Below are 14,982 nucleotides of genomic sequence, written 5' to 3' on the forward strand. Positions count from 1 at the left end.
CGGGGCTCCGGCCTTGCCTGCGGTGGCGATGATCGCGGTCGGGTGCGGGGGTCAGGGGTGCGTTTCGGTGATGTCTGCCAGGTGCAGGAGCTTGAGGGCGTCGTCGAAGGTGGGGAGGTCGGGGTCGAGGTCGCCGTTGATGGTGCGGGCCAGGCGTCGCGCCAGGTGGGCGAAGGCGTGGCCGGGGGCGTGTGGTGGCGGGTCGATGATCGGGTCGTCGTCGGGTGGCGGGGTGAGCCGTTTCAGGGTGGGGTCGTCATGGCGGGCGCCGTGGAGGGTGACAGGGTGATGACCGGTGTGGCCGGGGGCCTCAGCGCGCAGGTGCCCGTGGCTGCCGTAGACCTCAAGGCGCCAGCCGCTGCCGTGCCAGGCGATCCATGAGGTGTGGATGGAGCAGAGGGCACCGTCGGCGGTGCGGGCGGTCAGGGTGGAGCTGTCGGCGCTGGTGGCGTTGATCGGTCCGTCCGGGCCAGGCCAGGTGGGTTCAGCGGTGGCGGTGTGGCCGGCCACGTCGGTGAGGGGGCCGAAGATCCAGGTGATCAGGTCGGCGGTGTGCAGGCCGTGGACGCGCAGGGAGCTGGCGCCGGTGGTGGCGTCGGCGCACCACAAAGACGCGGCGGCCTGTTCGGGGCGGGTGAAGGTGGGATAGAAGGCGGTGGCGTGGATGTTGTGCACTCGTCCGAGCCAGCCGTCTCGGACGAGCCGGCGCAGGTGCCGCAGGCCGGGGGCGAAGCGTGATTGCAGGTCGACGACGGCGTGCGTGCCCGCGGCGTGTGCGGCGTCGGCCATCTCGGTGCCGCTGGGGGTGTCGGGGGCCAGGGGCGCTTCGCACAGGACGTGTTTGCCGGCTTGCAGGGCGGCGATCGCCATGGGCGGGTGCAGGCTGGGCCGGGTCACCACGTCGACCAGGTCCACCTGGTCGGATTCACAGAGCCGCCGGTAGTCGTCGTAGGCGCTGGGGATGCCGAAGCGCCGTGCCGCCGCCTCGGCGGTGTCGCGGTGCGCGGTGGCGATAGCGGTCACATCGATCCCCGGCAGCCGCGCGTACACCGGCAGGTGGCTACTGGCCGCGTAACTGGCGCCGATCACGCCGACCCGCAGGGGGCGGCCGGTCACGGCCGGGCCGGGCCGGGGTCTGTGTCCATGACCTCGGAGGCGAACAGCTCCATTGCGGCGAGCACGCGGTCTTGGTCCGGCCCGGACGGGTGCCGGAAGATCAGCAGGAAGTCGTCCACTCCTGCCTTGGCGCGGTAGTCGGCGATCGCGGACCGGCATTCGTCCGGCGTTCCGAAGATCATCCGGTCCCGCATCAGGTCTTCGAGGGTGATCTGGTCCGCGGCGGTGACGTCCGGCATGTCGGTGATCGCGCCGTAGGACCAGAGCGTGCGCACCATGTCGATGGCGGTGGCGCCGAAGTCACGGACGGCGTCCTCGCGGCTTTCCGCGGTCCAGCAGAACCGGATCGCGGTGACGTGCGGGGTCCGGCCGGATCGGCGGGCCGCCTCCCGGTAGGTGTCGCCCATCTGGCGCATGGTGTCCACCGACATCAGCGCGTTGCTGATCCAGCCGTCGCCCAGGCGGCCGGCGCGGGCCAGCCCGCCCGGCGACCATGCGGCCAGGTGGATCGGCGGCGGGGACTGCACAGGGCGGGGGATCACCGAAACGTCCTGGAAGTCATAGATGCGGTCGGTGAAGGAGAACCGGTCGCTGGTCCACGCCTGCCGGATGATCCGCACCGTCTCGTCGAATCGCTGGACTCTGCCCTCCCAGGGGACCCCTACCGTCTGGTAGTCCTCTGGCAGGTAGCCCGCGCCGAGCCCGAGGTACAGCCGCCCACCCGACAGCTGGTCGAGCATGGCGGCGTCCTGGGCGAGTTCCATCGGGTTGTACAGCGGCGCGATCGCGATGCTGGTGCCGACCTTGACACTCTGGGTGCGAGCGGCGATCGCGTATGCCAGGTGCAGCGGCGACCCGAAGTACTCCTGGGAGTACTTGTGCTCCGTCGTCAGCGCGGCGAAGTACCCGAGCCGGTCGGCGGCCTCGGCCTGCTCCAAGATCTCGCCCACCACCTGATGCGGATCACCGGAGGCAACGCCCTGAGTGAACACGACACCAAATCCCATGCTCCCGCCCTTCCGCAGGCTTGCCACCGAGATGCGGCTCAAAGGTGTCACAAATCAGGGCACGAGGGCAGAAGAAACCGGCCATCTCCTGATCTTGGTCTCAGTCGGCGGGGCGTAGGGCGACGCCGCCGAAGTGCCACTTCGTGGGGTCGGGTTCGGGGTGCGGCTCGATCTCGGGTCGCCACCAGGGCAGATGGACCGCGCCCGGCTCGAGCAGGTCAAAGCCCTCGAAGAACCGCGCGATCTCCGCCGGGTCGCGCAGCGACACCTGCTCTGTCGCCGTGTCGTAGGTCTGGGTCATCTTCGACACCGCCGTGGCGCCTGCGGCGCGCGTACCGTGCGCGATCACCAGGTAGCTGCCCGGCGCCATCGCCTCTCGGAACCGCTGGACGATCCGCGCGGCATGCTCGGCGTCGGAGATGAAGTGCAGCACCGCCACGAACAGCACGGCGACCGGCTCGCGCAGGTCGACCAGCTTCTGCAGCGCCGGGTGCTCGAGGACCTTGTCGGGGTCGCGGATATCGCGTTCGATGATGGTCGTGGAGCCGTCCTCGGCCAGCAGGGCGCGGCCGTGCGTGGCCACCACCGGGTCATGGTCGACGTAGACGACCCGTGCCTCACGGGAGACCTGCTGGGCGATCTCGTGGACGTTGCCCTGCGTCGGCAACCCGGTTCCCAGGTCGATGAACTGCCGAATGCCCTGGCCCGCGACGTACCGTACGGCACGGCCGAGGAACGCCCGGTTCTCCCGCGCTGTCTGGAACAGCTCCGGAATCACCTGGTGCATCTCCTGGACCGCCACCCGGTCGGCCTCGAAATTGTCCTTGCCGCCCAGGTAGTAGTCGTACATCCGCGCCGGGCTCGGCTTGGTCAAGTCCAGGCCCGCGCTCTGCCATTGGGGCGCCAGTTCGTCACGCCACCACGCAGCGGGGCTCAACCGACGCACCTCCACACGCCCGGGGCTTCTGGCGCGCCCATTATGTCAGCAAACCAGCATGGCGGGAATCATGTGTCGCCACGAACGCACGGACCGTGACGATGTCGACGATGGTGGCTCGTGGGCAGCGTGACGGTTTCCCCCGGCAGGGTGGCTGTCGTCCCTGGCAGGTCCGCGAAGGCCTGATGCAGGAGACCGCGACGTTCAAGTTCCGGCCGCCAGGGAAGCGCCTGATCCAACCGCGCATCGTCTGTCACCCGCCTACCTGCCCAAACCTTCGAAGGGTCGGCCCCGACGAAGCCCAGCCCGGCTCTCACGGCGGGCCGGCGACCACTTTGCGGGTCGCAACGCCCCAAACGGCCGCCAGGATCATCTGACCGTGGGTGCACAGCATCCTCGCTCATACCGCGCCCACCATCGCCGACCGAAGCAAGCGCCGCGGCGGCAGACGCCGCCGCGGACCGGAATTCGAGCGACCGCCCACCGCGCCTCCCGACTGCTGTGCACTGTAAATCAAGAAACTGTGTACTCCTGATCAAGATCACGGCCTTGGAGTTCGCCGGCCAGCCTTTCGCAGCCCGGCGTTACTGGGAAAAGTATCCAATCTTCCATTTGCATTAACCACTCGTTCACCCGAGCCATCGGGTGACTACTGCCGATGGCCCGGTTTCCTCTGCCGATCTCCCTTACCGAGAGGACCGGATCGCCCCTTGTGCTACGGTGAGCGCGATCCACAAAGCGATAACTTTTCCCTTATGCGCGAAATGGAGCCGGGGCTGTTTCCGCATATCGATGGAGCCGCGCTGAAGTCTCGCCATGGACATCGGGATACGCCCGTCGGCGGGATGCGGTGTCTCAACACAGCGAAGGAGATGTCATGCGTGCACGGATTGTCGCGGCCATGGCCGTGGGGCTGTCCGGGCTTTTCTCCGCGCCGGCCGCCCAGGCGTCGTCCGGGCCGATCTACTGGCAATTCAAGAACGAGGCCTCAGGACGCTGCCTGACGACCTACGCGAGTGGCGCCATCCACGCCATCAAATGCGACTCCAGCCAGCAATCCCAGCAGTGGCACTGGCTGAACAGCGAATGGACAGAAATGCGGATGCTGCGGAACAGGTGGACCGGGAAGTGCCTGGTGCACCATCTCGACACCGACGCCGTCACGTCGGGGGCGTGCAACGACCGGACTTCCCGGCACTGGCGGAAGACCAGCACTTTCAGCCCTACTGGCATCGACGCATGGAGGAATAATGACTGGAATGGCACCCTCGCCAACTACTACGGTTCCGACCGCGTGTTCATGAGTTACCGGGAAAACGGGCTGCCCCCCAGCGAGAAGTGGGCCTACACGCGGACGAACTAAGTACTGAGGTCTCAGGCAGGGAGCTCATCGGTTCAGGGACTTGACCAACGGAGACCACGTGAGCGGGTGACCGGCCGGCCGGTGCGGTCGTTCTGCCGAATCGCTGCTGCCATCGCCAGGATGCGCTGGGCGACGCCTTCGATGGTCCGCCATGGTGCTCGAGGTCGAGTCGGCCTTTCAGGGTGCCGTTGACTTGTGGCCGCCGGTAATCGGCGATGACGTGGTCGACGCACACGGGCGGGAGATCTACTCCTTCTTGTGCATGCTCACCAATTCGGACTGCCTGCCGAGTCGCGTGTCCTCATGCGTTCTGCTCGCTTGCGCTGTCGATGGGCGGTGGTGCCGCTGGTACCCGGGTGGGCGCGCTGTGTGGGCGCCGGGTGGGGCGCGCCGGGAAGGCGCGCCCCCGGACCTTGACCGCAGGTTCATCCTGGCCGAGCTTGGCCGGGGGAAACCATGGTCTGCTGAGGCCGGGTTGGCCGGTGCTGGCTCCGGCGGAAGCCGAGGGTGGATCAGCCGACGATGGAGTGTTGTTCGGGCAGTTCGTAGCGGCGGGTGCGTTCGCGCAGGGCAAGGGCGGTGCCCAAGGTGAGCGGGCCGATGCGGCCGATGAACATCAGCGCGATCAGCAGCAGGTGCGCGGCGGGTGGCAGATCCGCGGTGATGCCGGTGGACAGTCCCACGGTGGCGAACGCCGACACCGCCTCGAACAGCACCAGGTCCAAAGCGTGGTCGGTGATGGCCAGCAGCGTGAGGGTGGCGGCGGTGACCACGCCGATGCTGAGCAGGACGATCGCGATGGTCTGGCGCAGGGTGGATTCGGGCAGGCGGCGGTGGCCGATGTTGACGCGGGATTCGCCGCGCAGTTCGGCCCACAGCACGAAGCCCAGCAGGGCGAAGGTCGTGACCTTGATGCCGCCGGCGGTGCCGGCGCTGCCGCCGCCGATGAACATCAGGACGTCGGTGGCCAGCCGGCTTTCGGGCCGCATCGCGGCGATGTCGAGGTTGTTGAACCCGGCCGTCCGCGGCATCACCGCGGCAGTGAACCCAGCCAGCACGCGCGACGGCCCAGACAGCGCCCCGAGGGTGGCGGGGTTGGTCCACTCGGCCACGGCCAGTACCAGGGTGCCGCCGGCCAGCAGCACGGCCGAGGTACCGACGGTGACGCGGGTGAGTATCGACCAGCTGCGCGGGCGGCGCCAGCTGCGGGCCAGCTCGAAGATCACCGGAAACCCGAGCCCGCCCATGATGACGGCGGCACAGATGGTCAGGCTGATCCACGGGTCGGCGGCGAACCGGACCAGGCTGTCGGGCCACAGTGCGAACCCGGCATTGTTGAACGCCGACACCGCATGGAAGATCCCCAGGTAGACCGCGCGTGCGAACGGCTCGCCGTACCCCAGCGCGAACTGGCCCGTCAGCACCGCCGCCACGAGTGCCTCGCAGGTCAGCGTGAACAGCACCACCCGCCGGACGAACAGGCGGATGTCGGCCATCTGCAGCGCCTTGGTCTCGGCCTGGGCCGCCAGCCGCGCCCGCAGACCGAACTGCCGCGACAGCACGACCGAGAAGAGGGTCGCCAGCGTCATCAGCCCCAGTCCGCCGACCTGGATCAGCGCCAGGATGACGAGCTCACCGAACCTCGACCAGTGGTTCGCGGTGTCGACGGTGACCAGCCCGGTCACGCAGACCGCCGAGGTCGCCGTGAACAACGCGTCCAGCAGCCGGGCCGAACCGGCGCCCGGCGTGGCCGCCGGGAGCCACAGCAGCAGCGTCCCGATCGCGATCGCGACGACGAAGCCGGTGACCACGACCTGGCCCGGATGCTGGAAACGTTCCAGCAACCTCGTCTCCCACGGCTGCAGACGCCGCGTCCTCTGCCGCAAGAGAACCGTCCTCCCCTACTCGATTCCGCACGAGAGGCCATAACACTGTGGATATTTGTCGCCACATTTCGCGCTGATCGGGTGGGATGCGGAGTCGTGCGCAAGGCGAGCAACCTGCCTGGATCGCGCCGACAACCTGTGGGAGCAGATCAAGCCGCTGCTGCCGAAGGACGAGCACCGCAAACGCCATGCCGGCCGCAGGCTCCTGGACGACCGCAAGGTGGCGTGCGGCACCCCGTTCGTGCTGCACACCGGTTTCGCTGGGAGTTCCTGCCCAAGAGTTGACGTTCGGGTCGGGAATGACCTGCCGGCCGACCGCCGACCACAACAAAACAACGGCGCCTGGCAAGGGCATTAAGAGCCGCCTCGCCCAATGTGGCATCCCACACGGTTCCGTCCCGGGCGCGCACCGCTCCTTGGTCGAGCGCACCATCGGGCGCTGCCTTGGTTCCGCCGCTTACGCATCCGCTGGTAGAACCCAACGGTTGCGCGGCCGGTGCCTACCGCAGGCTTCCCGGCCGGAAAGGGCCAGCCTCTGATCTCTTCCCGAGGAGGATCCGCAAGTCATCGATCGACCGGAGACCTGTCCAGAAAAGGCGAGCGATCCTGGTTATGGGATGGACTCGAACTCCCCGTACGCCGGTCAATCGACCGTATCAGTGAGGCGAAGTAGGTCAACACAAAGGCGATACAGAACGCCCCCGGAATGATAAAAGTACCCCATTCAGGCATTGTTCTCCTTACCCTGTCATGATGGATCTGCGAAGCAAGGTGATCAGCGCACGCTCTACAGAGGACTGTCCGCGGCAAATCAGCGGGGTCAACCTCTGCGCAGGGGATTTCTCAGTCACGGGAAGCGCCAATCCGGGTGTGGCGTTTATAGATGCTCACGGCCTGATGCGAGACAGCTGGCGTTGAACGAGATCGCCCTAGTGCCCTGGGCTGGCTCCTCGTTGCATGTTCCCTTGGCGCTCCGCAGCCTGCGAACTACGTAGAAATGGAGAATCTCGTTGCGAAACCTGGATGGACCAGAAGCAACCTGGTTGACATCCTCCAGAGGGTCGATGACAACGCTCGATAGGAATATCGGGATGCCGGGCGACGCACCCTTCGCCGCCTCCGGGCCTCTGGCCGTGAACCTTTACTGGGCCCCGGGCGCAGTCAACGTTGCGACGCTTGAATGGTCGCGGCGTCTACCAATCAACTGTCGCGGCTGCGTCGGGCCGACCCGGCACGGCGGCGCGACGGGAACCCTGAGACGAAGGAGGCACGAGGCGGGCGTCGATGCGCCTCGTGCTCTTCTCCCGCGTCCCCGCACACGCACCCCCATGGAGGCTGGCCGTTCTGCCGACGGGTATCGGAAACCGGAAGTCAGGGCAGCGGCTGGGCGACCTCGGGCTGGAGGAGCCGCACCTCGGCCCGGGTGGGCGTGGCGGCCAGGCCCTGCAGGTCTGCGGTTGCTGCGCGCAGGCCCGCCACGGCCACACGCCCGAGGTCGCCCAGCATGATGTCGTAGGCGATGTCCCGTACCACGTCGGTGCCGAGGGACGAGTTGATCAATTCGCCGATGGTCTCGGTGAGCACCCGCTGGTAGGTCTCGAACCGAACCGAGCCGACGACCACCGGATTCCACTCGAGCCCATCGCCCGCGCTCACCCGGAACGCCAGCCCGCCGGTCACCGGGTCGAGCCGCTCCAGGTCGATCTCGCCGAAGACGTGGCCCCGGGCCGCCGGGGTCCCGTCGTGCGTGAGCAGCAGCACCGGAACCGTGAAGGCAACGGGCCCGGCCGATCCGCGCGGCCGCTCTACGACGCCCCTTGGCGCGGGCGGGATCTCGACACCGTCGAGTCCGGACAGCATCCGGAACGTCGCCAGGCCGAGAACGCTGTTGAGGGCGAGGGCCGTGGCGCGCGTCACCGTCTCGACCTCGCCGGGCCTGCGGGCAAGGTAACCGCCGAAGGCATAGGCGATGATGCGTCGGCGCATCGGGGAGCGCAGGAAGATGCGCAGCCGGACGCCCGTGATCGGAAGCCTGAACGTGGCGTCGGTGTCGCCGATCTCCGACCTGATGTAGTCGTCGGCGGCCCTGTCCAGCTTGCCGACCAGTGTCAACGCGCCTGCGCCGTGTGTGCGGGCGATCTCCAGAACGTACAGCTCGCCGTCCAGATCGGCGATCACCTCGTCGCCGCCGAGGACCGCCGACAGAGCGCGAGCGGTCTCGCCGAGCTCGTGCAGGGTCCTGCGGGGCATCCGAGGCCGCAGCACATTCCTCTTGGTCACCACCACCCCGCCCACGGATTCCTCGATGCACTCGACCTCGCGCTCGGCCTGCTTGGCGGTGTAGTCGCGCAGGCTGAACGCGACCACCTCGTCGTCCGTCCGCACGCCGCAGGTGGCCTTCAGTGCCTTCTTGGCGCTGAGCGGATAGGGCGTTCCCTGCCGGAAGTATCGGGTGGCGTCCACGAAGACCGGGGCACTGTCGCCGAACACTCGCTCCAGGTAGAGCTCTTCCTTGATCTGCGAGGTGGAAGTCACGGTGCGCCTCTTCCGCGTCCGGCCGCCGCCCGTGTGGCCGGCCGACGGCAATATTCTGTCCACCCGGCCGGACCGGCCAGGTGTGGCACAGGCCGCCGAAACCGGTGGCTTTCCCGTCTAATACCGTTTCGGGACGGGCGGGATCGGCAAGCACCGGGGCGGAAACGTGCGGATCACCGGTCGGTGGGGACAGTCATGTGTGACACGAGGGCGGCCCACCCAGAGAAGCTGATGCATGAGCTGCGGCCAGCCCTCCGAGTACCTGATCTGGGGCCCGGGCCGGCGGCCCGGTCGCGGACGGGGTACCCACCGTGGACGTCAGTTCCCGCGTACAGGGAGGCCACCACGGTGATCCGGCACCCGGCGGGGCTCCGCATGGTGACGCCGGACGAGGCGGCACGTTTCAACCTGGACAGCGACCGCGTGCTCGGCCTCCGCACCGCACGCCGCCACTGGGGAACCTCGCCGGCCCGGCACGGATGCCCGATGAGAGGGGAACGGTGGCACGATCACAGAACCGCACGAACATGGTGCTGCTGACCGTGGACGAAGAGAACGTGCTGATCCATCGCAGCGTGCTGGATCGGGTGGCCGAGATCGCCGAGCGGCTGGAGTGCCGCAGCGCGGTCGCGCTGGGCAGCCCTGCGGCCGTGTTCGAGGAGGGTGCCGCCCTGGCGCGACTGCGGCGTGATCTGGATCAGATCATCGCCTTGGCGGACGCGGCCTGGCGCACCGGCCGGCTGCTGGGGGACATCGCCGTCGCGCCGGGCGATCAGCCGGAGCGGGTGCTGGACACGGCCGAGGGCAGGCTCTGGGCGCATGCGCTCCGCAGGCTCGAACTGCATGGGACTGCCAGCCCGCGCCGCGTCACCGAACTGCGCGAGCCGCCTGGTACCGCGCGGCGGGCCCCGCTGAGCAACCTCATCGAGCCACTCGCGCAGGCGGCGGCGCGAGCCCGGGTCCTGGACAGGCGCGAACGGGAGCATCCACACTCCGAGGACGAGGGGCCACCCGCCGCTGCGGCGGATGGCACGTCACTTCATCCTCGGGAATGCGACTTTGTTCCCGGGGCGGGCACTCAAGGCAATTGAGTGAGCTTCCCCGGGGCCACGGACTGCCCGGAGACGGCGAACCTCAGCGCCGCCCGGATCCGTGTCTCCGGGTTGGCGATGAGAGCACCGACCTGGGCCTCCGCCGCCATCTGCTCGGCGACCACCCCGGGACGGACACCGACCACGTAGTCGGCCTCCATCGGACCGGCGGCGGTGACGCATCCCGCGGGCAGCGTCGCGTACGCACCCAGGAAGACCCGGCTGCCCGCCGGGACGAGCGAAGCGAGCGCGCGCACCACGATCCGCGCGGCCGGGCCCGTCACGGTCACCGCCCGCATGTGCTGGAGCGCCAGCGCGACCTGCGAGAGCTGATCGCCGGTGATGATGCCACCGGCCAGGAGCCAGTCCGCGTCCGGGCTCGCACCAGTGCGGCGGCTCACGACCACCGCGCCGCCGACCCGGGACACGACGGCCTCCATCCTCTCCCCTGCGGCCTTGAACACCTCGACGGCCCGCCTGGCAGCGGCGAGGCTGGGGAAGCCGGGGACGGGATACACGCCGTCGCTGCCGCAGACCGTCACATCGGTGCCCTGGATGTGCACCTCGTCGATGCGCTCGTCGCGCCACAACTCGCCGAGCAGGTGAACGCCGTTGAGCACGGCATAGACCCGGCGGGCCATCGTCTCGTCCCCGTTGGTGTGGCGGGTGAGCACGTCGATCCAGATCTCGGAGATCCGCGCCCCGAGCGAGCCGGCGATCCGCTCCGCGGCCAGCCACTCCGAATCCGGCGAGTGCGGGTTTCGCGGCCCGGCCTCGGCGGTGGGCTTCCGCGTCTCGGCCCCTCCGGGAGCCTGGACGGGGATCTCCACCGGCGCCTCCCCCACGGCTTGTTCATCGCGCTGCCCTGGAGCCCGTGTTCGGGGTGGCTTTGAAACCTGTGCCGCGGCATGCTCGGATGCGTCCTGAGGCTGCTCGGGGACCTGAGTCATGGGTTGACCGGACGCCACCACCGGCGGCTTCGGAACTGAAAAGACCACCGTCTGGAGCGCGGCGTTCTCGGCGGCGGACTGTGGTACCGAGGGAGTTCCGGCGGCCTCAGCCGCACCGTTCCCGCCGGAGGGATCCCCAGCCGAGGGCAGCGAGGCCTTTTCCCCACGAGCACCCGGCTCCTCGGCACCATCCGACGACCCGGCAGCCGGTGCGGTCGGTGTGGCCTGCCCGGCCCGAGGTGGCGGAGCCTCGGCAGCGGGCCCGGCCACGAGCACATCCTGGGGATCCCTGGAAATGGGCGGCTTGTCGGCCTTCGCGCCTACACCGAGGGTTGCCCAGAAGTCCGTCCCCGCGCCGGAATCATGGTCTGCTGCCATATCGAACGTTCCTTCCGTGAATCGGCCAGACTTGAGGGATCAGCGCGATGAGGGGCCGGACGGTAGCGCCGCTCGCGGCGGCGTCGAAGACCGTCTGGCACCGGCGGTCTCCCGCCGTTCCTCCCGCCCGAGGCTCCCGCCGCGACGAGGGTCGGCTCAGTCGCCATCACAACGGTCCTCACCACTCAGGTCGTCGACCGGCCGTCGGACGGCCATCCCCTCTCCCTCCGACTGTGGAGACAACAGCGGCCGCCGCCAGCGCCGGCCACTGGACTCTTCTCAAGAACCCACCGAAGCCCGGGAGACGACAGGTCGGAGCAGCTCGCATTGACCGGGCCGCGGGCTGCTGACGTCGAGCCGGGCGGGTTCCATGGCTTCAGCGCGGGGAGTGCGGGAGGCAGCCTCATGGGGCAAGTGGCCGTCTTACGGCACTCGTGAACGTCGGGACGGGCGCTCGCGCGGACGGCCAGGGATTCTCCGCGTCGAAACAGTTCAGGGCGTCATCTGGGCCAAGACCCTGCTCGGCGTGCGCCGCCAGGCAGGCGGCGCCGTGGCCAGACCTTCGGCGCGTCGAAATTGCCGACCAGCTGGCGCCAGACGTGCACGGGCAGGCGGTTCGGTGCGGCGCAACCCGCACACCGGCTACAGCGCGGCATGGAGCCCTCGCCCGCCATGCTGGGGCAGGCGCGAGGGGTGGCCGCTCGCGATGGGCGCGTCCCGCGAAACGACCATCTCGGCACTCACCGCACACTCGCCTTCGAGTCCAAGGCCGGTCGGTCACGGCGAGCCCATGCTCCACAACCAGCGCGATCGATGCTTCCAGCGGCGCAGCCAGCCGTGCGCGCCACTCCTCCAGGTGCCGTCCGCCGCCTGATCGTGCGCGTCGTTCTGATGCCCGACCCTCCCGGTCGCGGTGCAAAGCACTCACCGTCCCAGACCCCGCTCCCCTGCGCCCGCGCCGGACCTGCTCAGCCCCGAAGCTTGTGAGCACATGAGAGGACTGGCTATGTGGGTCAGGAGCGGCGGGCGGGTTCATGGCGGTTCAATCCCCCAGGACCGCCTCCGGCGAGGCATCGAACGGACTGTTCCCCTCTGTGGCTTCCGGAGGCGCGATGCACATGCCGTTCCAGGTCCCTGGCGTTCCGAAGAATTTCCAGCCGCCGCTCGGCACACGATCTCTGGTCGTCCACGATCGACGACCCTGAGTTCCGGAGGCGGACGGTGTCCTGGATGTCGTCGACGAGGATCCACGAGCTTTGGTTCCGGCTTTGGCCGCCCGGCTCGGCAGCGGGCCATAGGCTCCCACTCGTCGTTCATCCTGCCCGGCCTGCAAGTCTTCCGGAGGCGTCCGATGACGTCCCCGCGATGGTCTCGGCGAGCTTAGCCAGCGCCTTCCGCTCGATCTGCCGCACCCTTTCACCAGACAGCCCAAGCCGCTCGCCGATGGCGCGAAGTGACTCCTCAGGCTCGCCGTCCAATCCGAACCTCCGCGCCAGTACGAAGCGTTCGCGCGATTCGAGCTTCGGCAAGTCACGGCCTATGCCGCGCAGGTTGAAGCGGCGCAACACCGTGTCCTCGGTGGACGGAGAGGGGTCGACCAGGCGTTCTTCCCACGCCACCTCGTCCTCTCCTTGGTCACTGGCGGGCGTGTGCAGGGTTTCAAGCCGGGGCGGGAGCAGGACCCTGCGCACCTGGGCCTCGGACACCCCGGCGCGCCTGGCGACGTCGGCGTAGTTCACCGGCGCGTCCGGCCCGGCCACCTCCAGATATGCCTGCTTGGCAGCCAGGATGGCAGGCCGCTTCTCGAAGTCCCCCGGATTGAGATTGGGGTGGTCGATGTCCCTGACAGCCCGCAGCACCTCTCGCTGGATGGGCTTGAACGCCCAGCGAGAGAAGGGCGCCCGGTCCGGATCGTAGGAGCAGATCGCCCGTAGCAGCCCTATCTTGCCGGCGCTCTCGAGGTCCTCGACGTGTTCGTTGGACCTGGAGGCGAACAAGGCGACATATTTGCGGACGAGCCCCAGATTCAGATCCATGATCCTGCGGGTAACGTCCTCCAGTTCACTCTCGGCTCTACGCAACGCCAACTCCAGGCGGGCGTCGGACTCACCGTCGTTGACCATGGCACGCAGGGCGCCGAGTTGTTCCAGAAGCTCTTTGCGCAGCGTGAAGAGCTCCCTGTTGCACGTGTGGTAGTTGACGGCTGCGGTACGGTCGCCGACCGCCTGCTGCACGGTTTCCATCGTCTCCCCCGTCACCAGAAGACTGTTGAGATCGGGAAGTTGGCGATAGCAGATAATCGCGGGCCGCCACACTGGCAAAAGTGACATCATTCGACGCTTCAGGAATTGACCATTGCCCTATGCCGGCGGGCCGAACCCCATCGACCACACCCAATGAAGCAACGCGTCTTATAACTGCCTTCTGTTGTGCCGGGCCCCTCATCAGCAACCTGGTGTCAAGAAGATGGCATGCGGACCCCGCCACCACCCCTGGAAGGTTCCAGGGTCCCGGCCTCGTCGGTCAGTGCTCAGAGGCAGTCATCGCCTATCGCCGGTGGCAGCCGCGTGCCTCCACGCGGCATCCAGGCGAGCAGGCCCAGGGCGATCTCCAGCCACACCTGGTTCTGCTTAGCGTGGTAGAAGGGCAGGTCGCGCAGACCAGTGGCCCACGCGCGCCATTGATGTCTTTGCTGCGGCTGCTCTACCTCAAGCACCGCTACCAGCTCGGACACGCCTTGTGGTGGCCGACTCGGTCACCAGGCGCCGGATCCGCCGAATCCCGTTGAAAAGGCCGGTGCCCCGCTCCACCAAGTTGATCGAGTTGGTCGGCCGCGCCGACCCGCAGGTGGTCGAGAAGCCGAACACCGGCGCTGGTCGGCAAGCTGCGTATCGACTCCTCCGTGGTGGACGCCAGCATCAACCGTCCCCGCTGCCGATCTGCTGGAACACGGGGGTCGCAAGCCGGGCGGTCCAGTGAAACCGATCAAAGCCGCCGGGGCGGCCCGCGGCACGGCGTTCCCGGACCGCAGCCGCTCGGCCGGACGACGGCTCAGGCAGATCAGCCGACTCACCGGCCAGATCGACCCAAAGGCTCACCGAGCCCGGAACCACCGTCCCTCCGAACGGCTGGAACGACTGGTCGATGACCCGGAGGAGACGGTCGCCGGCCCAGACCGCCCAACGGTCTGCGGGCGATCGCACCACTCCCGGCCGGACGGTGCGGCTGGCCGATCCGGTGCCCGCCCGATCCGCAAGGGCAAGCCGCAGCACCCCACCCAGTTCGGCTATGTCGTCCTGATCGCCGATGACGACTGCGGCTTCCTACCCTTCCACCAGGTCAACAACGGCAACCCCGGTGACGCCAAGCAGCTCGTGCGACCGCGGATTCGGCGGCCTTGGCCGCGCTCGGCGTCCGACACATCGGCCTGAACGCGGCGGCGCCCTCAGCGAGACCCACCGCGAACACGTGCACACTCGATCGTTCCGGCGGATGCGCGACTGCGCGTCGGCATCGAAGCCCGCATCGGCGGCCTACGCCACCACGCCGCACCCAAACCCGGGCGGGTCGGGGGTCTGTGCCTACAACCTCCAGAGGATGCCCGTGATCAGCCGCTGACCACCAGGCCCGCCGGGCCCACACGGCGGCCCGCGGCAGACAACCAGGCGCTGCCGGACATCCGAACTGACCGATCACCGGTGCTCCCCCTTTCAGGGGGA

Annotated in this window: 11 protein-coding genes and 1 pseudogene; 4 read left to right on the forward strand and 8 right to left on the reverse strand. The window is 68.5% G+C overall.

Annotated features, from left to right (window positions below):
• Positions 1-51: 51 nt before the first annotated feature.
• The 3 genes from ACZ466_RS08815 to ACZ466_RS08825 all read right to left on the reverse strand — a co-directional run bounded on the left by ACZ466_RS08815 (position 52) and on the right by ACZ466_RS08825 (position 3,060).
• Positions 52-1,116 carry a Gfo/Idh/MocA family protein gene (locus tag ACZ466_RS08815; RefSeq protein ID WP_378286456.1) on the reverse strand — a complete coding sequence of 355 codons (1,065 nt, stop codon included), beginning with the start codon at positions 1,114-1,116 and terminating at the stop codon, positions 52-54.
• Positions 1,113-2,123, reverse strand: a complete 1,011-nt coding sequence (locus ACZ466_RS08820; protein WP_378286458.1) for an LLM class flavin-dependent oxidoreductase — start codon at positions 2,121-2,123, stop codon at positions 1,113-1,115. Before ACZ466_RS08820 ends, ACZ466_RS08815 begins: the two co-directional genes overlap by 4 nt.
• A 100-nt stretch (positions 2,124-2,223) precedes the next feature.
• Positions 2,224-3,060: an SAM-dependent methyltransferase gene (locus ACZ466_RS08825; RefSeq protein WP_378286459.1), complete on the reverse strand. Its 837-nt coding sequence runs from the start codon at positions 3,058-3,060 to the stop codon at positions 2,224-2,226.
• An 877-nt stretch (positions 3,061-3,937) separates the two neighbouring features.
• Between ACZ466_RS08825 and ACZ466_RS08830 the strand changes: the two genes are divergently transcribed.
• Positions 3,938-4,423 (forward strand): hypothetical protein, encoded by a 486-nt coding sequence (locus ACZ466_RS08830; RefSeq protein WP_378286460.1) that lies wholly within the window; start codon positions 3,938-3,940, stop codon positions 4,421-4,423.
• A gap of 512 nt (positions 4,424-4,935) precedes the next feature.
• Here the strand turns inward: ACZ466_RS08830 and ACZ466_RS08835 are convergent.
• A complete protein-coding gene (locus tag ACZ466_RS08835; RefSeq protein WP_378286461.1) occupies positions 4,936-6,267 on the reverse strand; it encodes a TrkH family potassium uptake protein in 1,332 nt (443 codons plus the stop codon).
• Between the two features lie 97 nt (positions 6,268-6,364).
• Here ACZ466_RS08835 and ACZ466_RS08840 point away from each other — a divergent pair, with 97 nt between their 5' ends.
• A complete protein-coding gene (locus tag ACZ466_RS08840; protein ID WP_378286462.1) occupies positions 6,365-6,667 on the forward strand; it encodes a hypothetical protein in 303 nt (100 codons plus the stop codon).
• A gap of 1,013 nt (positions 6,668-7,680) precedes the next feature.
• On the opposite strand, the gene ACZ466_RS08845 is transcribed toward ACZ466_RS08840, so the two are convergent.
• Positions 7,681-8,844, reverse strand: coding sequence for a hypothetical protein (locus tag ACZ466_RS08845; protein WP_378286463.1), 1,164 nt, complete (start codon positions 8,842-8,844; stop codon positions 7,681-7,683).
• Between the two features lie 527 nt (positions 8,845-9,371).
• Here ACZ466_RS08845 and ACZ466_RS08850 point away from each other — a divergent pair.
• Positions 9,372-9,935 (forward strand): hypothetical protein, encoded by a 564-nt coding sequence (locus ACZ466_RS08850; protein WP_378286464.1) that lies wholly within the window; start codon positions 9,372-9,374, stop codon positions 9,933-9,935.
• On the opposite strand, the gene ACZ466_RS08855 is transcribed toward ACZ466_RS08850, so the two are convergent.
• The 3 genes from ACZ466_RS08855 to ACZ466_RS08865 form a co-directional block, all read right to left on the reverse strand.
• Positions 9,923-10,765 (reverse strand): hypothetical protein, encoded by an 843-nt coding sequence (locus tag ACZ466_RS08855; protein ID WP_378286465.1) that lies wholly within the window; start codon positions 10,763-10,765, stop codon positions 9,923-9,925. The genes ACZ466_RS08850 and ACZ466_RS08855 overlap by 13 nt on opposite strands.
• 1,811 nt (positions 10,766-12,576) lie before the next feature.
• On the reverse strand, positions 12,577-13,521 hold the full coding sequence (locus ACZ466_RS08860; RefSeq protein ID WP_378286466.1) for a sigma-70 family RNA polymerase sigma factor: 945 nt from the start codon (positions 13,519-13,521) through the stop codon (positions 12,577-12,579).
• A 272-nt stretch (positions 13,522-13,793) separates the two neighbouring features.
• The gene (locus tag ACZ466_RS08865; RefSeq protein WP_378286488.1) at positions 13,794-13,997 is read right to left on the reverse strand and encodes a hypothetical protein; all 204 of its coding nucleotides are present in this window, start codon (positions 13,995-13,997) and stop codon (positions 13,794-13,796) included.
• On the opposite strand from ACZ466_RS08865, the pseudogene ACZ466_RS08870 reads away from it, so the two are divergent.
• Positions 13,932-14,568 (forward strand): annotated as a pseudogene (locus tag ACZ466_RS08870) (ISNCY family transposase); the annotation flags it as partial. The gene ACZ466_RS08865 and the pseudogene ACZ466_RS08870 sit on opposite strands and share 66 nt — an antisense overlap.
• Positions 14,569-14,982 lie beyond the last annotated feature (414 nt).

Source organism: Actinomadura rugatobispora (assembly GCF_055379765.1).

What these genes read in the sequence shown, in the direction of transcription:
- ACZ466_RS08820 (WP_378286458.1), bottom strand. Translation starts at nt 2,123, where the DNA reads ATGGGATTTGGTGTCGTGTTCACTCAGGGCGTTGCCTCCGGTGATCCG.
- ACZ466_RS08830 (WP_378286460.1), top strand. Translation starts at nt 3,938, where the DNA reads ATGCGTGCACGGATTGTCGCGGCCATGGCCGTGGGGCTGTCCGGGCTT.
- ACZ466_RS08850 (WP_378286464.1), top strand. Translation starts at nt 9,372, where the DNA reads ATGGTGCTGCTGACCGTGGACGAAGAGAACGTGCTGATCCATCGCAGC.